The organism is Candidatus Palauibacter australiensis, assembly GCA_026705295.1.
In the GTDB taxonomy this organism is placed as follows: Bacteria; Gemmatimonadota; Gemmatimonadetes; order Palauibacterales; family Palauibacteraceae; genus Palauibacter; species Palauibacter australiensis.
Map to the genome: position 1 here is coordinate 1 of JAPPBA010000046.1, position 18,784 is coordinate 18,784.

Genomic DNA, 18,784 nt, shown 5'->3' on the forward strand with positions numbered 1-18,784 from the left:
CGATGAACCCCTGCGCGATGAGCGTCTGCACGCCGGGCACGACGGCGTCGAGCGCGCTCTCGCCGGGATAGCCGATCTCGTACGGGATGTCGGGGACGAACACGACGTAGCCGCGGCTCGCGTAGAAGGAGAAGCGGACCGACGCCCGGTTCGGCAGCGGCGGCTGGTAGCTGTGCAGCCCGTCGGACATGCGCTCGTAGAAGTAGACCATGAGCGGATACTGCTGCGCGGGGTCGAAGCCGTCCGGCTTGATCAGGATGCCGTCGAGCGGCGTGCGGTCGTTCGACATCCAGTGGACGAGTTCGGCGCTCCCCCAGCGGTACTCCGCCTGCTGCGGGTTCGCGTCGCTCACCTTGCGCGCGTTCCCGAAGTCGGCGTCGCCGACCCACAGGTCGGGGAACTCGACGAACGTCTGCCGCGTCCACACGTAGCGCTCGGCGTCCTCCGCCTTCGTCGGCGCCGCGTAGCGCACGTCGTCCATGACCAGCTCCTCCACCCGGCCCGCCTCGTCCGTCCGGCCGCGCGCGAACCCGGACGCCTTCGTGCCCATGTCGAACACGGAGAAGAGGACCTCGCCCTCCTCGATGCCCTCGCCCGCGCCACCACCCCCGAAGCCGAAACCGAAGAAGTTGCCGCCTCCGCCCTCGGCCACGCGCTGCACGCGGTAGCGGAGGTCGGCTGCCCTTCCATCCGTGAGACGCACGGCGGGCTCGTCGCCGCTCGGGTCGACGCGCCACACGTCGTTGCGGTCGTACACGAGCATGGCGGCGTCTTCCTCGACCCACGTCGCGCCGCCGTAGGGGGGCGGGCCCTGCGGGTGATCGTCGAGTTCGTTGTAGAAGGCGACCGGAAGGCTGCCGGTCAGGCTGCGCGCGGGCCCGGAGCCGTCCATCGGCGCGGCCTTCCAGTCCCGGTCCCTCTCATCCCACCAGTACGCGTACGTCCCATCCGGCGAGAGGCTGGCGCCCCCGAAGCCGCGCACCGCCTCCACGATCGTGCGGCGTTCGCCGGTCAGAACATCCACCGCGTAGGCATCCTCGTAGCGCCCGTCCCACGAGATCTTCTGGCGGTGCGGCACGTCGGTCGTGGCGAGGACGTAGTCGCTCATGCCGGTCTCGGGGCGCGACACGTCGGGGATGCTCGCGGTGCCCAACTGCACGACGGCGTCCCGGCCCTCGTGCGCCACCGCCAGATAGGACCGGTTGCGCTCGCGGTTCGCCTGCACGAGCTGCATCGGCTGCAGGTACGGGTCGCGCCAGTTCCAGATGTCGAGCGTCACGCGGTCCGCGTCGAGGATCTCCTCGTCGGGCTCGGGCTCGGGACGCGGCGCGGTGCCGAAGAAGAGACGATCCCCGTCCTCGCTGAAGGAGACGGACCCGTTCTCGCTGATCCACCAGCCGGCGGGCACGCCGGCCGTCTCGTGGTCCGCGACCTTCTCCGCCGCCCCGCCATCGGACCGATAAAGCGCGAAGGACGGCTGGTCCATCTCCCACTCGTCCACGTTGCTGAGGAAGGCGAGGCGCTCGCCCGATTCGTCGAAAGCGACCTGCTCGTAGTGGCCCTCTCCAGCCAGCACCTCCACGCTCTCGCCGCTCGCCGGATTCACGAGATGGATCCCGTCCCCGCCCTCGTCCTCGGTGGAGGCCACGTACGCGAGCCCGTTCCCCGCGTCCGCGACCGTGTAGGAGACGACGTCGGCGAAGCTGTGCTCCTCGCCCGTGTCGAGATTCAGGAGCACGAGCGGCGTTCCATCGTCCTTCTCGTGCCGCTTCTCGTACTCGGCGGAGCGCTCCTCCTCTTCCTCTTCACCCTCTTCCTCCGCTTCCTCGGCCTCCTCCTCAGCGGCTTCCTCCTCTTCCTCCTCGGCCTCTTCCTCCTCCTCTTCCTCGGGATTCTCCGACAGGAGGTACGCGACGAAGGCGCCCCCATCCGGCGGGACCCGGAAGGAATCGATCGGGCCTGCGCGCCGGACTCCGCCGTCATCTCCGGCGCCGTCCGCGAACGCTTCGGCCAAGTTCACGACGGCGAGCGAGTCGCCGGGCAGGTCGTCCCCGCGCTTCCCTTCCAGGCGAAGCGAATCCACCACCGCCTTCACCGGCGGCACGCGGAAGGCGAGGTGCCGGGAGTCGCGCGTGAAGGAGGGCGAGCGACCCCGAAAGCGGCGTTCCGCCGAGCCGTCGCTGCGCAGGACCACGAGCGTGGGGTCGCCATCCCAGGGCGTCAGGATGTAGGCGAGCCAGGCGCCGTCCGCCGAGATCGTGCGGCCGCCGATGGAGTTCCAGCGGTACGTGTCCTCGTGATCCAGCCCCGGCTTGACCTGTTGGGCGGCCAGCGCGGCGGGCGCGAGGAGAAAGGCGACCGCGAGTACGAACCGGCGGCGGAGACGGACGTGAGGACGGGATGAATCAGAGACCGGACGCATCCGACGCTCCTGTTTCGGAAGTTTCGTGAGTTCTCGGAGTTTCATGAGTTCAACGCTTGAAGTAGACGGGTTCGGTCGGCAGCGCGTCGACATCGATGATCCTGCCGGCGGCCATGACGACCGACTGTTGCCGGATGTTCGCGATATCGGCGAGCGGGTCGGCGTCGAGCACGAGGAGGTCGGCGAGCTTGCCGGCTTCGATCGTGCCGAACTCGTCGAGCGCGCCCGCCGCGATGGCGCCGTTGCGCGTGGCGGCGACGATCGCTTCGCCCGGCGTCATCCCCAGTTCGACGAGACCCTCGATGGCGAGGATCGTCCCGATGCCGGGCTCCTGCCAGATGGGCTTGGGCGCGCGTCCGTACTCCGGCGCCACGCCCGCATAGTTGTCCGTGCCGAGGGTGGTGATGCACCCGCCGTCGATCAGCTTCCGCGCGTTCAGGCGGCGCATCTCCGTCCCGTATCCCAGCGCCCGCTGCTCGCGGCGAATCTGGTAGCTCGTCTTCTCCCGCTCCACGGGACGCCGCAACCGCCCCCACTCGCGCGCCTGGGCCCCCTCCGCCTCGCGGGCCAGGCGTTCCTCGGCAACCGCCCGGTTCGCCAAGTGGTTCTCCCAGGCGGGACCGGTGATCGTGTTCACGATCATCGAGCACACGATGCCGCGGTCGACGATCTGCTGGACGAGCGCGTCCGATATCTCGCGGCTCGCGAGCACCTCGGGGTGCTGGATGAGGTCGATCCCCGCTTCAACCGAGAGCCTCAGCCCCTCCGGGCTCGTGGAGTGGGTTTCCGCGAGCAGGCCCCGGGCGTGCGTCTCCTCGACGATCACCCGCTGGGCCTCCGGCGAGAACCCGATCAGAGTGGGAAACGCCCAGTGGCTCGTCCCCCCGTACTTGAGGAAATCCACCCCCTTGTCGAGGTACTCGCGGATCCTCACGCGCAGTTCCTCGGGATACAGATCCATCAAATCTTCGCCCGCGTCCTGGGCGATGTGGTCGGAGAACTGTTCCTCGTAGAGCGAGAGGTCGTCCTCCGGGATGAGGGCGAAGGTGATCGAATAGGGCCCGCCCCAGCCGACGATGTTGCCGGCGACCTGGAGCCGCGGCCCGATGGCCTTGCCCGAGGCGATGGCGTCCTGCACCTGCTGGAGTTCGGGGAGCGCGCCGTAGCTGTCCCGAAGGTGGGTAACGCCGAACTTGAGGTGCATCTGCGCGGCCTCGAGCGTGAGTTCGGGTCCCATCAACCGGTAGAAGACGGAACTCTCCTTCCGATCCTTGTTGCCTCCGCCATACAGAGAGATGTGTACGTTCGTGTCCACGAAGCCGGGCGTGACGAACTTGCCGGCGCCGTCGATGACGCGCGCGCCATCCGGCACTTCGATCTCCGCACGCGGACCGACGGCGGCGATACGATCCCCTTCCACGACAACGGTCGCATCGGTGAGAGGCGGGCCGCCGTTCCCATCGACGAGGGTCGCGCCGACGATCGCGGTCGCCTGGCCCAGCAGCGACCCGCTCGGGAGGAGGACGGCGAGGGAGGCGAGCGTTGCGGCGACGGAGAGAGCGCGACGGGGGGCGCGGAACATGCGGGAACCTCCTCGTTTCAGCGGGTCGTGCGTAAATTGAGACTAACAGCTTGCTCGGCCCGCGAGTAGCCGCCGCTCCGGAGGGGCCGCCATCAGTTGGCAGGGCGGGACAGTCCGCGTTAGGCTGTCGCATCCTGCCCATCCCGGACTCCGCCAGGGGCGTGGCGCGGCATCGATGGGCAAACCGGCGACGACCGATTACAGACGACTGACTACAGGCGAGAGATAATGGCGACGATCACCACGAGATTCCCCCTCAGACACGTCGAGCGCTCACGGCTCGAATCCGTCGACTTCGACAACCTTCCGTTCGGGTCGATCTGGTCGGACCACATGTTCGTGGCCGACAACATCGACGGCGAATGGACGGACGCGGAGATCCGGCCCTACGGCCCGATGCCGATCTACCCGAGCTCGAAGGGACTTCAGTACGCCGTCTCGATGTTCGAGGGATTCAAGGCGCACATGACCCCGGAGGGTGACCTCGCGGTTTTTCGGCCGGACATGAACCAGAAGCGGTTCAACCGCACGGCGGCCCGGTTCGTGATGCCGGAACTCCCGAGGGACCTGTTCTTCGACGCGATGCGGGAACTGCTCGACGTGGACCGCGGCTGGCTGCCCCGGGCCGACCAGGGCGCGCTCTACATCCGCCCCAGCTACTTCAGCACGGATCCGACGCTCAGCGTCGTGTCGGGCCGCTCGTTCCGGTACGTCCTGATGACGGCGCCCGTCGGGCTCTACTTCACCGGATCTGAAACGGTCAGCCTCGTGGCCACGCGCAAGTTCGTGCGGGCGTTCAAGGGCGGCACCGGCGGCCACAAGCCCGCGGCCAACTACGGACCGACGATGCTCGCCTCCCAGCAGGCGCAGGCGCAGGGATACGACAACGTGATTTGGCTCGACGGCCACGAGGGCCGGTACGTCGAGGAGTGCGGGGTCATGAACATGTGGTTCGTCATCGACGGGACCGCGATCACGCCTCCGCTCGAGGGGACGATCCTCCCGGGCGTCACGCGCGACTCCCTGATCCGGCTGTGCGCGGACTTCGGCATCCCGTGCGAGGAGCGCCGCATCTCCGTGGACGAACTCCTGGAGGCGCACGCCGCCGGCACGCTGGACGAAGCGTTCGGCTCGGGCACGGCCGCCACGGTCCAGCCGATCGACCGCCTCGGCCTCGACGGGACGGACATTCTGCTTCCGCAGCGCCCCGACTCCCTCGCGGCGCGGCTCAAGGCGGAACTCCACGGCATACAGACCGGGCGGATCGAAGATCGCCACGGTTGGCTGTGGCGACCCTAGGGAAGGCGTTGTAAGCGTGTCTTCGGATCCCCCGTTCAAGGCCACCCTCGGGATCAGACCCGCGTCCCGCACCGACTTCATCGACGTGCGCGCGAGGCTGTCCGAGGAGTTCGGAGCCGAGTTCGCCCGGTATCCGAAGGCGCTCTACATCTCCCACCATACGACGGCGGGATACCTGGACCAGCGGCTGGCGCAGCGGCTCGGCTACGACCGGAAGAGGCTGCGGGAGTACATCAAGGTCTTCCACGAGATCTTCCCGCCCAACGCCGGATACGAGCACGATGAACTCGAGCTGCGGACCGAACTGTCCGAGGAACAGAAGGCGACGGAGCCGGAGAACGCGGACTCGCACCTGACGTTCATCGGCGCCGGGCTCCAGAGCGCCGCATCGTACGACAACGAAGAGGGCCGACCGGTCTGGTTCGTCGACCTCGATGGCGTCCACAGGGGCGGCACGCGCAACCGGCGGACGACGGTCGTGGGCTACGGTTCGGAGGAAGTCGTGGCCCAAACCCAGTTGAGCGTCGAAGCCTCGCCGCGGGCCATCGATGCCATCGACCTCAGGGAGCCGGGGGCCGGTTTCGTGGACCGGCTCCAGGATCTGGTCGAGGAGCACGGGGTCTCCTTCGGGCGGCTCGATGTCTCGCTTGCGCCGGAGGAGACCAACGCCAGCCTGACGGTCAACGAGTTCGAGCCCCTGTTGATGACGCGGGACCTCCGCGGCGCGCTTCTCAGCCCCCTGCGATTCATGGCCGATCAGGGCAGGGAGATCCTGCGAACGCCGCTCTCGCTCCCGGGAAAGGCGCTACGGTTGCCGGGGAAGGCGCTGCGGCTGTCGGGGAAAGCGCTCAACGTCGCGAAGCTGGGCACGACCGTGCTGCGCACCTCTCCCGGCCCCGTCATCGACACCGCCACGGTGGAGGCCGTCCACATCATGAATCGGGTCCTGGAGCGGATCGGCGTGGACGAGTCCGTGATCGCGCGGGTGCTGAACCGGGCGCTGGCGCTCCCGGTGCGCCGCTTCCAGGGTCTGAGGCGGGAGATCAGCCTGCCCGTGATCGACCGGGACGGGGACGGAAACGGCGAGATCCCGTGGGGAACCTACCAGAGCCCCATCCTGATCCAGTGGCGAGCCCCGGCGGAAACGACCCGAGACCTCGACGTGAAGCTCGTCCGCTTCGCCTAGCAGCCTGCGGCGAAGTCCCGCGCCGAAACCCCGGCAGCGGCGTTAGGCCGGGCCGGCGGCGGGGTCCTGAAGTGGGACTCCGAACACCTTGTCCTCGAGGCGAGCCACGCGACCGGTCTGCCGGCCCTCGACCCCGCGGAGTTCGGTGCGCACCCCCGCGATTTCGCCCCGAAGCTCGTCGCGCACGCCCCGCACCTCGCTCCGAAGCTCGGCGCGCACACCGCGTATCTCGCCCCGAAGCTCGTCGCGCACGCTGCGTATCTCGCTTCGAAGCTCGTCGCGCACGCTGCGTATCTCGCTTCGAAGTCCGTCGCGCACGCTGGCTATCTCAGCTCGGAGTTCGTCGCGCACGCTGGCTATCTCAGCTCGGAGTTCGTCGCGCACACCGTGCATCTCACCCCGAAGCCGTGCCTCGAGGCCCTTCATCTCGCCGCGCAGCCCTTCCTCGAGGCCCTTCATCTCGCCGCGCATTTCCTTCATCTCGCCGCTGAGCTTGCGGATGGCGGCGTGGGTGAAAGCGCCGACCGCTGCGCCCACGCTGATGATGGTCAGCATCAAGGTGATGATTCCGGCCACGTCCAATCCCATCTTCAGGGCTCCCGTCGAGGTTTCCGTGCGGCGGCGACGCGACGGTCGCGTGCCGTTTCAGCACCAACCTCCGGGCAGCGATCAATGTGGGATCAAGCGGGCGTCGCCTCAACCGGAAAGTGCTCGACGCCGGGGTTCCGGCAGCTGCGGTCAGACGAGCGAGCGGCCCTGCGACCCATCCACGGCGATGCAGGCGCCGGTGATCAGGCTGGCGCGCTCGGAGGCCAGGAACGTCACGACGTCCGCCACTTCGTCGGCCCGCCCGAACCGTCCCAGCGGCAGGTTCGCGTCCACGAACTTCCGCATCCCCTCCGGGTCCGACTTCACCCGCTTGTCCCAGCTCCCGCCGGGGAACTGGATGGAGCCGGGCGCGACGCAGTTCACGCGGATGCCGTCCTTGGCGAGTTCCAGCGCCATGATCCCGGCCGCCGAGATCAGCGCCGTCTTCGTCGTGTTGTAGATGGACAGCCCCGGCCCGCCCTTCTCGCGCCCAAAGACCGACGACACGAAGACAATCGACCCGCCGCCCGCCGCGCGCATGTGGGGGATCGCCAGCCGGCTGGCCCGAAAGCCCGACAGGACGTTGAGCTGGAGGATGTCGAGCCAGTCCTGGTCGCTCGTCTCCTCGAACTTCCCGCGCCGGTTGCCCCCGACGTTGTTCACGAGCACGTCCAGCGCCCCGTAACGGTCGACCGCCGCCTCGACGAGCTGCGCCGCTCCACCCTCCTCGGCGATATCGCAGGCCACGGTAAGAACGTCGGCCACACCATCGGCCCGCAGCGACTCGGCCGCCGACTCGAGCGGGTCCCGGTTGCGCGCGCACAGCGCCAGCCGCGCGCCCTCCGCCCCCAGCGCCCGTGCGATGTAGAGGCCGATCCCCCGACTCCCGCCGGTGACGACCGCAACCTTCCCCTTCAGTTTCAGATCCATGCGCGAGACTCTACCGGACGTCCACGTCGCTCGCCACCCCCCTCATTTTGGGTGTGGCCGACCTACCTCGGTACGGGCATGTTCTGACGCCAAATCCGACACCCCCAGCCAAGACGGCGCCATGATCGAGAAGGAAACCGAAGGCATCGAGCTCCTGAAGCACTACGCGGCGGACGCCGACGGCAGAGTGATTCTGACCAGGCTGGCCGAGTCGATTCGGGTAGCGAACCAGTTCGAGCGTAGGCGCTGGAGCCTAACCGCGCGTCATCATGGCGGCTGGACGGTAACCCTAAGAATCGGCCGCACTCAGGCGATCATCCTCCTCCGCGACGAGGTGGAGATCCACCTCTTGCCCGGGTCCTTGAGCGATGATGATCGGGAAGTCCTTGAGAGGTCGGCTCGCAAGAAAGATGGACCGTTCGAGCAGGTGCCCGGTTCCATGCGCTACAGTTTGGACTGGCCGAAGGCGGTCGAGGTCTGGGGAACGGTCGAAGCGGCCCACCACGAAGTGCTTCAATTCAAGCGACCACGTACCGGCTCGGAGAACCCCGAGGCCAACGCTCTGATCGATTTCCTCAACCGCGAACTCAAGCTCGAGCGCGAGTTGCCCTACCCAATCCATCGTGCGGGTCCGGGCGGGGCCGCGGGGGCCGAGCCTCCGGTGCCGCTACTGCAGGCGTACACCGCATCCGACAACGGCAGGGCGATTCTCCGTGCGACCGCCAGATCCATCGAAGTGGCGAACGCGGAAAGCCCCGCCGGTTGGGGTACGACGGTGGACAAGGGCGGTACCTACGTAGCGCTCAACGTCAGCAATGCCTGCGCCATCCGGCTTCATGAGGATCGGGTGCGGGTACTCCTCCTGCCCGACCGACTGGAGGCGGAGGTCCGGCACGCGCTGGAGGACCGGACTCTCCACTCGTGGGCCAGGCCAAGAATCCCGGGAGCGCACAACTACGAGCTGGACTGGCAGGCAGCCGTTGACATGTGGGGGTCCCTGGAGGACGCTCACCATGCCGCCCTCACGGCTTCACCGCACCGAAAGAACGCATACCACAGATCGCACTCCGACGAAGTGATCGACTTCCTGAACCGCGAACTCGGGCTCGCGCTGCCTTACCCTGGCTACCGTACCAGTCCGGGCGCGGATGGCCCGCGGGGTTCCGATCAGGAGTCAACGGCCGGACCCGGTCGACCGCAGTTTCGGGACCTCGTCGAATCCCTCGAGGCGAGGGGACTGCTCTTTCCGACGGAAACCGTCGCAAACTACGTCCTTGCCCTGCAGACCAAGCGGTTCGCGATTCTCACCGGCATCTCGGGCACGGGTAAGACGCAGATCGCGAAAGGAATCGCCCGTCATGTCGCCCCAGCCGAGCGGCTGACGGGCGAGCCGGCGCTCCGACAAATCCTGAACAGAATCTCGCCCAGCGAAGACGAAGAACTGTCACAGATCGTGGGGGCCAAGGAGGAGGTGATCGGGAGGTTTCAGCCGATCTTCTCGGACGAACACCTTTCAGAGCTGACCGCGGGGGAGTTCAAGAGTTTCCTTCGCTACGAGAACAACAAGCACTGGACGGGGATAGCGCGATACGGCGGAAGACTCACTGAAGACATGGACGCCCTACGTTCGGCCCTTCGTATCCTGTTTGACGAGTCTCGACCGCTCCGAAGACGGCTACAGGAACTGAGGCCTGATTCTGGAACCCCGCTCGTGAACGGCCTGGGGAGGGCGACGCTGACGCCCCTCCTGTTGATTCGCTTCCCAGATCGGTACGGAGTACTCAACAGTGTTGCCGAGCACGCGCTGAAGACCCTCGATCTGTGGCCGAACGTGGGCCCGTCGGCCGGCTTCGCCGATTGCTATATCAGTGTCAATAACCGGCTACTTGAGTTGGCCGAGGACCTCGACATCGACCTTTGGACTCTCGACTCCCTGTGGTGGAGGGTCAAGGATGGACCGTCCTCCGGTGCTGCGGGACTCGGTGGATCGGATGAGCGACGGCAGCAACGCTACGAGGTCGTGCCGGTGCGGCCGGACTGGGTGGACAACCGGGGGTTGCTGGGGTACTTGAACCCCATCACCGGCGCGTACTCCATGACGCCGTTCCTCTCGCTCCTTCTCGAGGCACGGGACGAGGAGGCGAGAGCCAAGAAGGAGGACGACAGGCCCCCGCATCCCTTCTTCGTCGTGCTGGACGAGATGAACCTCGCCCGCGTGGAGCATTATTTCTCCGACTTCCTTTCCGCCCTTGAATCGGACGAACCGATCCCGCTCCATGGTGACGAGGCGATCGAGGACGGTTCGGCGGAGTCGGGGGTTCCCGTGCCGCGGCAGCTCCGGGTGCCGAAGAACGTCTTCTTCACCGGCACGGTGAACGTGGACGAGACGACCTACATGTTCAGCCCCAAGGTGCTCGACCGAGCGTTCACGATCGAGTTCGACCAGGTCGACCTCGAGGGCTACACGGATGGAGTCGCAAGCAGCGAGTCCGGGAACCTCGATTTGTCCGCGGGGAGGGACGGAGCGCTTCGCTTCACGCCCTACGAGAAGCCAGACCGGTGCGACTGGCTTGAGTTCACCGAGATCGCCGGTGGACGCTACACGCGGATCCTCATGGCTCTGCACGCCATCCTGGAGGAGGAGCACCGGCACTTCGGGTATCGGGTAGCGAACGAGATCGCTCGCTTCGTCAACCTCGCGCGGGAACAGGCGGCGAACGGGGACGAGTCCGTGAAGGCCGCGTTCGATCTCGCTCTGCTCCAGAAGGTGCTGCCGAAGTTTCACGGGACGCAGCAGGAACTGGAGTCCCTGTTGGAACGGCTGTTCGACTTCGCCGTGCACGGTCGCGAGCGGAAGCGCGGGGATGCCGATGTCCGGCTCGACGAATGGACGGTCGTGAACGGACGGCTGAGGCCCAAGGGAGGGAGCGCCTCCCGCGTTCCCGCGGGAACGTCTCGGGGCGACGCGGACGGATCGGCAGGCGGGACCGAGGGGGCGGGATCCGAGAACGGAACCGACGCCAGCGATGGGGCTGCGGAGGGTCCCGATCCAGAGTTCCCGCGCACGGCGGCCAAGGTCTGGCGGATGCTGCGGCGGTTGAATCAGCGCGGCTTCACGTCCTTCATCGAGTGATCGCGTTCGACGAGTGATCGCCCCTGGCGAGAGTCTCGAGACGGGAGTCGCGGCATCGGGGTCGGCAGCCACCGGCGAGACTCCAAGCATCACGGCGTATGGTGCTGGCGACCGGCCTTCACGCGAGGACGGGCGGTGGCGGTTGCAGAGCGAGCGGCGCTGGGCGGTCGAAGGCACTCGGGCGGATCTGGTGGCGATCAAGGCGGTTCTTCCATCGGCCTCATGCGAGTGGGCCGGGAGCGTGCTCGTCCTCAACCTCGTCAACTCGGTGGGCGTGCTGGACCTACCCGGGTTGGGCCAGATCGAGTTGTACACCGGGAAGCTGGGAGAGGCGGCGTTCGAGGCGCTGCTCGCTGATCTGACCCGTCTCGCCACGAGTCTTCCCTTCGCGGCCGGCGACCCTGGCTCGTCTCCCTACACGAGCGGACCGCCCCCGCCCGACGAGGTGCTCTACCACGCCTTCGTCTATCTGCGTCACATCCTCCTCTCCGAGCGGGCCGATTCCGACGAGCGGCTGATTCCGGCGCTTGAGCTGATCCAGCGGGCACCGCACCGGCACTGGCGCACGGAGCGGCGAGAAGTCCGGATCGACGCGCTCACGCGCGTGGACTCGCGCACGTTGCTCGACCTGGTGACGCGCACCGGAGCGGAGATACACGCCCCCACGCTCTCCCCCGCAGCGGCGCAACTCGCCGAGGGACTGGGGGGACGGCTTCCGGAAGAGGTGTCGGAGCGGCGGATCCGTCCCACCATCGACACGCCGGAGAACCGGTTCGTGAAGGGGTTCATCGGGCAGGCGCAGGGCGTCATCGGCCGCGTCCGGTCGAGGGTCGTGGACGGGCGGAGGGCTTTCGAGCGCACCCTCCTCGCCGATTGCGACCGTATGGACGCGCGGTTGATGCCGGTCGTGCGCCACTCGATGTGGGGAGAGGTGGGCGCCATGACCGCGATCCCCTTCTCCTCGACCGTCCTCCAGCGGCGGCGGGGCTACCGGCACGTGCTGCGGCACTTCGCCAAGATCCGGCTCGCGCCCCGTATCCCTCTGGACGGGGAGCAACTGCGCAATCTCTTGGAACTCAAGGATATCGCCCACCTGTACGAGCTGTGGACATACTACCGGCTTGCCGAGCTTATTTCGGGCCTCATCGGACCGCCCGCGAAGCGTGCGGCGACGTCACCCGGCGATTTTGGCGTCGCCCTGAGGTGGGGCCAAACGTTCTCATGGACCGGGGGGGTTCGGTTGGAGTACAACCCCTCCTTCTCCCGTTCCCGGAAGCCGCCGCGCGACTCCTATTCGATGCCGCTACGGCCGGACATCGCGCTGTATGTGCCCACGGGTCCCAACGCCGGTCTTCACCTGCTCGACGCGAAGTTCACGGTCCGGACGCTGAGTGACGCGGGTCTCGATGCATCGGACGAGGGGGAAGCGGACACGAAGGCGGGCGAACGGAAGGGGGACTTCCAGCGCGGCGACCTGTACAAGATGCACACGTACCGGGACGCGATCCACGACGCGCGCTCGGTCTGGATCCTGTATCCCGGCTCCGAGTTCCGCTTCTTCGAGGCTCCTCAATGTTCCGGAGGGCGGGAGGGCGGCGGCGTGTCGGGGTCGGCGGCGGTGGCCGCCGGACCGAGGCAACTTCCGGACTCAATACAGGGCGTGGGCGCCATCCCGTTCGCGCCAAGGGTCGACGATACATCCGGCGCGGACATTCACGGCGCTGCGGCAGCGACGGTCGAGAGCTTGTTGGGTCGGCCCGCCGATACGGCCCTCCGTGGGTTCGGCGCACCCGAAGCCGACTCCTCGGCCACTCTCGCGTAGCAGCCGAACGATCAGTCGGTGCGCCCGCCGGGGTCCATTCGCCACGGGTCGCGCGCCGTGAGTTCGGGGAAGAGCGCGAAGTCGCGGTCTCGGGTGAGGAGGATGTCGGTGCCGTGGGCGAGGCAAATGGCGGCAACGCGCGCATCGTGGACGAGCGGTCCGCGGACTCGGGGTCGCGTGACCAAGCGCTGCAAGAGATCGAGGAACTCCTCCGTCTCCGTTTCTGCAAGCAGACGGCACGAGGGGGACTCGGCCCACGCGCGAAGCTGGGCCCAGGCGCGGTCGGGCGGGCTTGCCGCCTCATGCCAGATGCGGCGGTTTGTGACGATGCCCATGAACTCGTAGCAGCAGGGCCAGGGAATGGCCCACGCGCCGTCGCGCTCGGCCAGCGCCCCCACCAAAGCCTTCGCCGACTCATGCAGGGGCGACTCCCGCCGGTGCGCGTAGACGAGGATGTTGGTATCGACCGCGATCACAGAACGTCCGGGTGCTCGTAGACCCTGCCGGACTCGTAGATCATCTCCGACAGATCCTGCCACGAGTACGCGGCGAGCGGATCCTCGCCCGAGGGGTCCCCGTAGCTCAAGTCCGGGAGGCGGTACTCGTCCGGCGCCGCCTCGACCGACAGGACACGCCGGAGGCCCTCCTCGACCACGGACCGCAGGGAACGGCCGTTATGCTTGGCGAAACGCTTGGCCCGCAGCAGCAACTCGTCGTGGATATCGACCGTCGTCTTCATGTTCCCATACTACCCATATCAGGCGATATGGTCCAGCAATACCGTGCCCCATGGCGTATCGGACGAAATCTCGTCGACCGGTCAGGCCGGATCCGTGCCGGTGTCCGGCAGCGGAACACCCAACACGCTGCCCTCCAGCCTTGCCACCGCTATGCGCGTCTTGGCCAGTTCGGCGGCGACCGCGTCGATTCGGCCGCCGAGTTCGGCGCGCACACCCCTAATCTCGCCTCGAAGCTCGTCGCGCCCGGTCGCCATCTCGCCGCGCACACCCTTGATCTCGTCGCGAAGCTCGTCGCGAACACCCTTGATGTCGCCCCGAAGCTCGTCCCGGGCGCTCTTGATCTCGTCTCCGAGCTTCCCCGTGAGCCTGAACAACGCCACGCCGATGCCGACGATGGCCGCGAATATGGTGACGAGTCCGATGATCACGTCCAGCCCCATCTGTGACGACTCCCGTTGGAGGTTCCGTGCGGCACGCGGCCCACCGGGCCGAAGCCTCGACCACCACGAACCTCCAGCTGTCGATCAACGTGCGATCAAGCGGCGGGCGTTTTCAAGCCAAGCGTCAGGGGACGAACATGACGGGGTTTGTGGGGAGGGCGTTGACGTCGATCACCTTTCCTTCCTTCATCACCATCGCCTGCCGGCGGATGTTGCGGATGTCGTCCAGGGGGTTGGCGTCCAGGAGGACGAGATCCGCGAACTTGCCGACCTCGATCGTGCCGAAGTCGTCGAGGCTGCGGGCGGCGAGGGCGCCGTTGCGGGTGCCGGCGACGATGGCTTCCGACGGGGTCATGCCGAGTTCGACGAGGCCTTCGATGGCCATCAGCGTGCCGATGCCGGGTTCCTGCCAGATCGGCTTCGGCTCGCGCAGGAACTGGATGTCGGCGGCGGGGAAGTTGTCGGTACCGAGCGTGACGATGCAGCCCGCGTCGATGAGGCTCTTCGCGTTCTGGCGGCGCATGGCGTTCCCGTGTCCGAGGGCGTTGCGCTCCCGGCGCAGCTCGAACGATGTCTTCTCCCGTTCGACGGGCCTGCGCAGACGCCCCCAATCGGCGGACTGCCCCTCGTTGGCGAGGCGTTGTTCGGCGGCCGCGACGTCCGCCAGGTGCTGCTCCCACGCCGCTCCCGTGATCGTGTTCACAAGCATCGAGCAGATCACGCCGCGCTCGCGGATCTGCGTCAGCAACGCCTCTGAATACGGACGGCCGGCCAGGACTTCCGGGTGCTGGATGAGGTCGATGCCCGCTTCGACGGCGAGTCGCAGGCTTTCCGGGTTGGTGGCGTGCGTCTCGGCGGAGAGTCCGCGCCTGTGGGTCTCTTCCACGATCACCCGCTGTGCCTCGGGAGAGAAGCCGATCATGGTCGGATAGGACCAGTGGCTGCTGCCCCCGTACTTCACGAAGTCCACCCCCTTGTCGAGGTAGTCGTTGATGGCGACGCGGAGTTCCTCGGGGTACATGTCCATGAGGTCTTCGCCGGCGCCCTGCGCGAGGTGGTCGGAGAACTGCTCCTCCCACAGGGACAGATCGGAATCGGCGATCAGGGAGAAGGTGACGGAGAAGGCTCCCCCCCAGCCGACGATGTTGCCGGCGACCTGCATCCGCGGGCCGACCTCGCGTCCCTCCGCGATCGCGTCGCGCACCTCGATGAGTTGCGGGAGCTGGCCGTAGCTGTCCCGGACGTGCGTCACGCCGTGCTTGAGGTGCATCTGGGCGGCCTCGAGGGCGATCTGCGCCCCGCGCTCCCAGTAGAAGACGGCGTTTTCCTTCCGGTGCTTCCCGAAACCGGCGCCGTAGAGGCTCGTGTGGACGTTCGTATCCACGAAGCCGGGCGTGAGGAACTTCCCCGCCCCGTCGATGACCCGCGCCCCATCGGGCACCGCGGTCGAAGCACTCGGCCCCACCGAGACGATGCGAGCGCCTTCCACCACGACGGTCGCGTCCGACAACGGTTCGCCGCCGTTCCCGTCGATGACGGCAGCCCCGACGATGGCTATCGCTTCCTGGGCCACGACCTCCGCGGATGTCAACCATCCAAAGACGAAACCGATGGCGAGTAGGGGGGTAGATCGGCGAATCGACATGGGAGGATCTCCTTCCGGGAGTAGTCTCCCGGAGCGTAGGGACGGGGCTCGGAGGTCGTCAATCGCCGTGGTGGCGCCGGGCCGCGTCCGCGCGGCGAACGGGAACCGGCGGGGAGGTGCGGGGAGACGACTCTCGGGTGCAGGTTGGGGGCGGACGCGGAACTGCTTCTACGAGGTGCCGATGAAATACGCCCTGTCGCTGCTGCTGGTCTCATCGTTCGCGTTGGGTGCGACTCTCGACGGGTTTCGCCAGGCTCCGGCACCCGGCGGGGTCGGGCCGGAGCCGTCCCAGGGGCCGTCTTCGGAACGGGCGGCGATGGACACGTATCCGAAGAATCCAGCCATCGATGCGCTCAACTACGCGTTCGCGCTCACGCTGAGCGATGAGACGGACATGATCGCGGGCGAGGCGACGATCGATCTCCGTTTCCTGGAAGCGGGCATCGACGAGGTGCGGCTGGACCTGATCGAGCTGAAGGCCGATGGCAACGGCATGCGGGTCCTGGCCGTCACCGGGGCCGACGGGGCGCTGGAGTTCGAGCACCGGGACGACGCGCTCTTTATCGCGCTCGACAATCCCACGGAGGCGGGCGAGCGGCGGCAGGTCATCGTCCGTTACGAGGGCGTTCCGGCCACCGGTCTCATCATCGGGCCGAACAAGCACGGCGACCGGACGTTCTTCAGCGACAACTGGCCCAACAAGGCCCGGAACTGGCTGCCGACGATCGATCACCCGTACGACAAGGCGACGAGCGAACTCATCGTCACGGCGCCGACCCACTACCAGGTCATCTCCAACGGCCTCCTCATCGAGGAGAGCGATCTCCTGGACGGCACGCGCCGCTCGCACTGGAAGCAGTCCGTCCCGATCGCGACCTGGCTGTACGCGCTTGGCGCGGCGCGCTTCGCCGTGCAGACGGTGGACTACTACAACGGGGTGCCGATCCAGACGTGGGTCTACCCGCAGGATCGCGACGCCGGCTTCCATGACTTCGCGGTGCCGACGAAGCAGGCGATGGAGTTCTACGCGGACATGGTCGGCCCCTATTCGTACGAGAAGCTGGCGAACGTGCAGTCGAACAGCGTGGGAGGCGGGATGGAAGCGGCCACCGCCATCTTCTACGGCGACGCCTCGGTCACCGGCGAGCGGGACGTGCGCTGGCGGAACGTGATCATCCACGAGGTGGCGCATCAGTGGTTCGGGAATTCCGTCACCGAATACGACTGGGATGACGTCTGGCTGAGCGAAGGCTTCGCGACATACTTCACGCTGCTCTTCATCGAACACCAGTACGGGCGCGACGAGTTCATCGAGCGCTTGAAGGTGAGCCGCGACCGGATCCGGGACTTCATGCTGGTGAACCCGGACTACCGGATCGTTCACGACAATCTCTCGGACATGGGCTTGGTTACGAGCGGGCCGGGAACCTACCAGAAGGGCTCGTGGGTGCTGCACATGCTGCGCGGGGTCGTCGGGGATGACGCGTTCTGGGCCGGGATCCAGGACTACTACCGGGAGTTCCGGAACCTGAACGCGACGACGGCCGATTTTCGGCGCGCGATGGAGGAGGCGTCGGGCCTCGACCTGCGGACGTTCTTCGACCAGTGGCTCTACGGCGGCGGGTGGCTGAAGTTCGAGGGCGGCTGGAGCTACGACGCGGCGGCGGGGGCGGTTCACATCGACCTCCGGCAAACGCAGGACGAACGCTACACGTTCCGCATGCCGGCGGAGATCGCGATCCACCTTCCTCCGGATGGCCCGATCGAGGGCGGAGTGCACGGGGGCGTTCGGCCGCCTCGATTCGAGGTGATCGATGTCGATGGGCGGCAGCGTCGGTTCACGATCCCCGTTCCCGCGGAGCCGCTCGACGTCGTCTTCGACCCGAACACGTGGCTGCTCATGGATGTGGTGTTCGAGCGACGTTAGCGCAGCGCGACGGACGGTCGCCCTGTTGTTACGAGGTGCGTGATCGCGGCGCCTCGCTTGCCCGGAGTTCGATGCCCGGGACAGCTTTGACGCCGCGCTTTGAGGCCGCATTGACTCGCTGCGGAAGGGGACGCTCCACCTGGTGATCGATCGACGGGAGTTCCTGAAGAGCGCGACGGCCGGAGCGGCCGCTGCCGGGCTGTCGCTCGGCGGTTCATCCCCCCTCATGGGCGCCCCGCCGCCCCCACGCTCCGCTCCCGTGCGACGCCGCGCCGGCCAGCCACCGGACATCGTCGTGGTCGGAGCCGGAAACTTCGGGATCTGGACCGCGCTCAACCTCGTCCGGCTCGGGGCCACGGTGACCGTGCTCGACGCCTACGGCCCCGGCAACTCGCGTTCCACCTCGGGCGGAGAAACGCGCGGCGTCCGGTCCTCCTACGGGGGGCGCCCGGAGGGCTTCGTCTGGAATCGCTGGGCCAACGAGGCCATCCGCCGCTGGATCCAGTGGGATGAAGAGGGACAGGAACTCCTCCTGCCGCGCGTCTTCTACCAGACCGGCGATCTCATCCTGCGCGAGGAGATGGTCCCCTATCTGGAAGACACGATGGCCCAGTGGAACCGGCTCGGGGTCGACTACGAACTGCTCGACGTGGACGAGATCCACTACCGCTGGCCCTGGATCCGGACGGAGGAGGGCGTCTCCCTGGGCCTCCATGAACCGAACGCGGGGGTCGTGCGGGCGCGGCGGGCCATCGAATCCGTGGCAAAGCGGTTCGTGATGGAGGGAGGCGAGATCCGGATCGCGCGCGCGGCTCTCGGCGGATCGGACGGTCGCCGGCTGAACGACGTCACCCTCGGCGGCGACGAGTCGCTGGCGGCCTCGACGTTCGTGTTCGCGGTGGGGCCCTGGATGGGGAAGACGTTTCCGGAACTGTTCGGGGACCGGATACGCATCCCCGTGGGCAACGTCTTCTACTTCGCGGTGCCGGACCGGCGTTTCATGTTCCCGAACATGCCGAGCTACGGCGTCCCGGGCTGTACGGGCTGGCCAGCTCTGGGCCCGGATCACC

The 18,784-nt window shown here is 67.4% G+C and carries 14 protein-coding genes; 6 read left to right on the forward strand and 8 right to left on the reverse strand.

Annotated features, from left to right (window positions below; translation table 11 throughout):
• Together OXN85_03460 and OXN85_03465 are read right to left on the reverse strand one after the other, a co-directional pair.
• A partial coding sequence (locus OXN85_03460) for a hypothetical protein (GenBank protein ID MCY3599018.1) occupies positions 1–2,422 on the reverse strand: 2,422 nt, incomplete at its 3' end.
• A gap of 49 nt (positions 2,423–2,471) precedes the next feature.
• Positions 2,472–4,004: an amidohydrolase family protein gene (locus OXN85_03465; GenBank protein MCY3599019.1), complete on the reverse strand. Its 1,533-nt coding sequence runs from the start codon at positions 4,002–4,004 to the stop codon at positions 2,472–2,474.
• Positions 4,005–4,232: 228 nt separating this feature from the next.
• Here OXN85_03465 and OXN85_03470 point away from each other — a divergent pair, with 228 nt between their 5' ends.
• Together OXN85_03470 and OXN85_03475 are read left to right on the forward strand one after the other, a co-directional pair.
• Positions 4,233–5,303 (forward strand): branched-chain amino acid aminotransferase, encoded by a 1,071-nt coding sequence (locus OXN85_03470; protein MCY3599020.1) that lies wholly within the window; start codon positions 4,233–4,235, stop codon positions 5,301–5,303.
• A gap of 16 nt (positions 5,304–5,319) precedes the next feature.
• On the forward strand, positions 5,320–6,489 hold the full coding sequence (locus OXN85_03475; GenBank protein ID MCY3599021.1) for a hypothetical protein: 1,170 nt from the start codon (positions 5,320–5,322) through the stop codon (positions 6,487–6,489).
• A gap of 42 nt (positions 6,490–6,531) precedes the next feature.
• On the opposite strand, the gene OXN85_03480 is transcribed toward OXN85_03475, so the two are convergent.
• Complete coding sequence (locus OXN85_03480; protein MCY3599022.1) at positions 6,532–7,065, reverse strand: hypothetical protein; 534 nt, start codon at positions 7,063–7,065, stop codon at positions 6,532–6,534.
• A 162-nt stretch (positions 7,066–7,227) separates the two neighbouring features.
• The gene (locus tag OXN85_03485; protein ID MCY3599023.1) at positions 7,228–8,007 is read right to left on the reverse strand and encodes an SDR family NAD(P)-dependent oxidoreductase; all 780 of its coding nucleotides are present in this window, start codon (positions 8,005–8,007) and stop codon (positions 7,228–7,230) included.
• A 121-nt stretch (positions 8,008–8,128) separates the two neighbouring features.
• Between OXN85_03485 and OXN85_03490 the strand changes: the two genes are divergently transcribed.
• Together OXN85_03490 and OXN85_03495 are read left to right on the forward strand one after the other, a co-directional pair.
• Positions 8,129–11,140, forward strand: coding sequence for a hypothetical protein (locus OXN85_03490; GenBank protein MCY3599024.1), 3,012 nt, complete (start codon positions 8,129–8,131; stop codon positions 11,138–11,140).
• 142 nt (positions 11,141–11,282) lie between these two features.
• Entirely contained in the window at positions 11,283–12,962 is a 1,680-nt protein-coding gene (locus OXN85_03495) for a DUF2357 domain-containing protein (GenBank protein ID MCY3599025.1), read from the forward strand.
• Between the two features lie 11 nt (positions 12,963–12,973).
• Here the strand turns inward: OXN85_03495 and OXN85_03500 are convergent, their stop codons facing one another.
• The 4 genes from OXN85_03500 to OXN85_03515 form a co-directional block, all read right to left on the reverse strand.
• Positions 12,974–13,438 (reverse strand): PIN domain-containing protein, encoded by a 465-nt coding sequence (locus OXN85_03500; protein ID MCY3599026.1) that lies wholly within the window; start codon positions 13,436–13,438, stop codon positions 12,974–12,976.
• On the reverse strand, positions 13,435–13,701 hold the full coding sequence (locus tag OXN85_03505; protein MCY3599027.1) for a hypothetical protein: 267 nt from the start codon (positions 13,699–13,701) through the stop codon (positions 13,435–13,437). The genes OXN85_03500 and OXN85_03505 overlap by 4 nt, the downstream gene beginning before the upstream one ends.
• An 81-nt stretch (positions 13,702–13,782) precedes the next feature.
• Entirely contained in the window at positions 13,783–14,142 is a 360-nt protein-coding gene (locus OXN85_03510; protein MCY3599028.1) for a hypothetical protein, read from the reverse strand.
• A 124-nt stretch (positions 14,143–14,266) separates the two neighbouring features.
• On the reverse strand, positions 14,267–15,715 hold the full coding sequence (locus OXN85_03515; GenBank protein MCY3599029.1) for an amidohydrolase family protein: 1,449 nt from the start codon (positions 15,713–15,715) through the stop codon (positions 14,267–14,269).
• A 253-nt stretch (positions 15,716–15,968) separates the two neighbouring features.
• Between OXN85_03515 and OXN85_03520 the strand changes: the two genes are divergently transcribed.
• Both OXN85_03520 and OXN85_03525 read left to right on the forward strand, forming a co-directional pair.
• The gene (locus OXN85_03520; protein MCY3599030.1) at positions 15,969–17,714 is read left to right on the forward strand and encodes a M1 family metallopeptidase; all 1,746 of its coding nucleotides are present in this window, start codon (positions 15,969–15,971) and stop codon (positions 17,712–17,714) included.
• 142 nt (positions 17,715–17,856) lie between these two features.
• The coding region (locus tag OXN85_03525) for an FAD-dependent oxidoreductase (protein ID MCY3599031.1) at positions 17,857–18,784 on the forward strand (928 nt) is incomplete at its 3' end.

Coding starts and splice junctions, on each gene's coding strand:
- OXN85_03510 (MCY3599028.1), bottom strand. CDS start 14,142: ATGGGGCTGGACGTGATCATCGGACTCGTCACCATATTCGCGGCCATC.
- OXN85_03465 (MCY3599019.1), bottom strand. CDS start 4,004: ATGTTCCGCGCCCCCCGTCGCGCTCTCTCCGTCGCCGCAACGCTCGCC.
- OXN85_03485 (MCY3599023.1), bottom strand. CDS start 8,007: ATGGATCTGAAACTGAAGGGGAAGGTTGCGGTCGTCACCGGCGGGAGT.
- OXN85_03505 (MCY3599027.1), bottom strand. CDS start 13,701: ATGAAGACGACGGTCGATATCCACGACGAGTTGCTGCTGCGGGCCAAG.
- OXN85_03470 (MCY3599020.1), top strand. CDS start 4,233: ATGGCGACGATCACCACGAGATTCCCCCTCAGACACGTCGAGCGCTCA.
- OXN85_03520 (MCY3599030.1), top strand. CDS start 15,969: ATGAAATACGCCCTGTCGCTGCTGCTGGTCTCATCGTTCGCGTTGGGT.
- OXN85_03490 (MCY3599024.1), top strand. CDS start 8,129: ATGATCGAGAAGGAAACCGAAGGCATCGAGCTCCTGAAGCACTACGCG.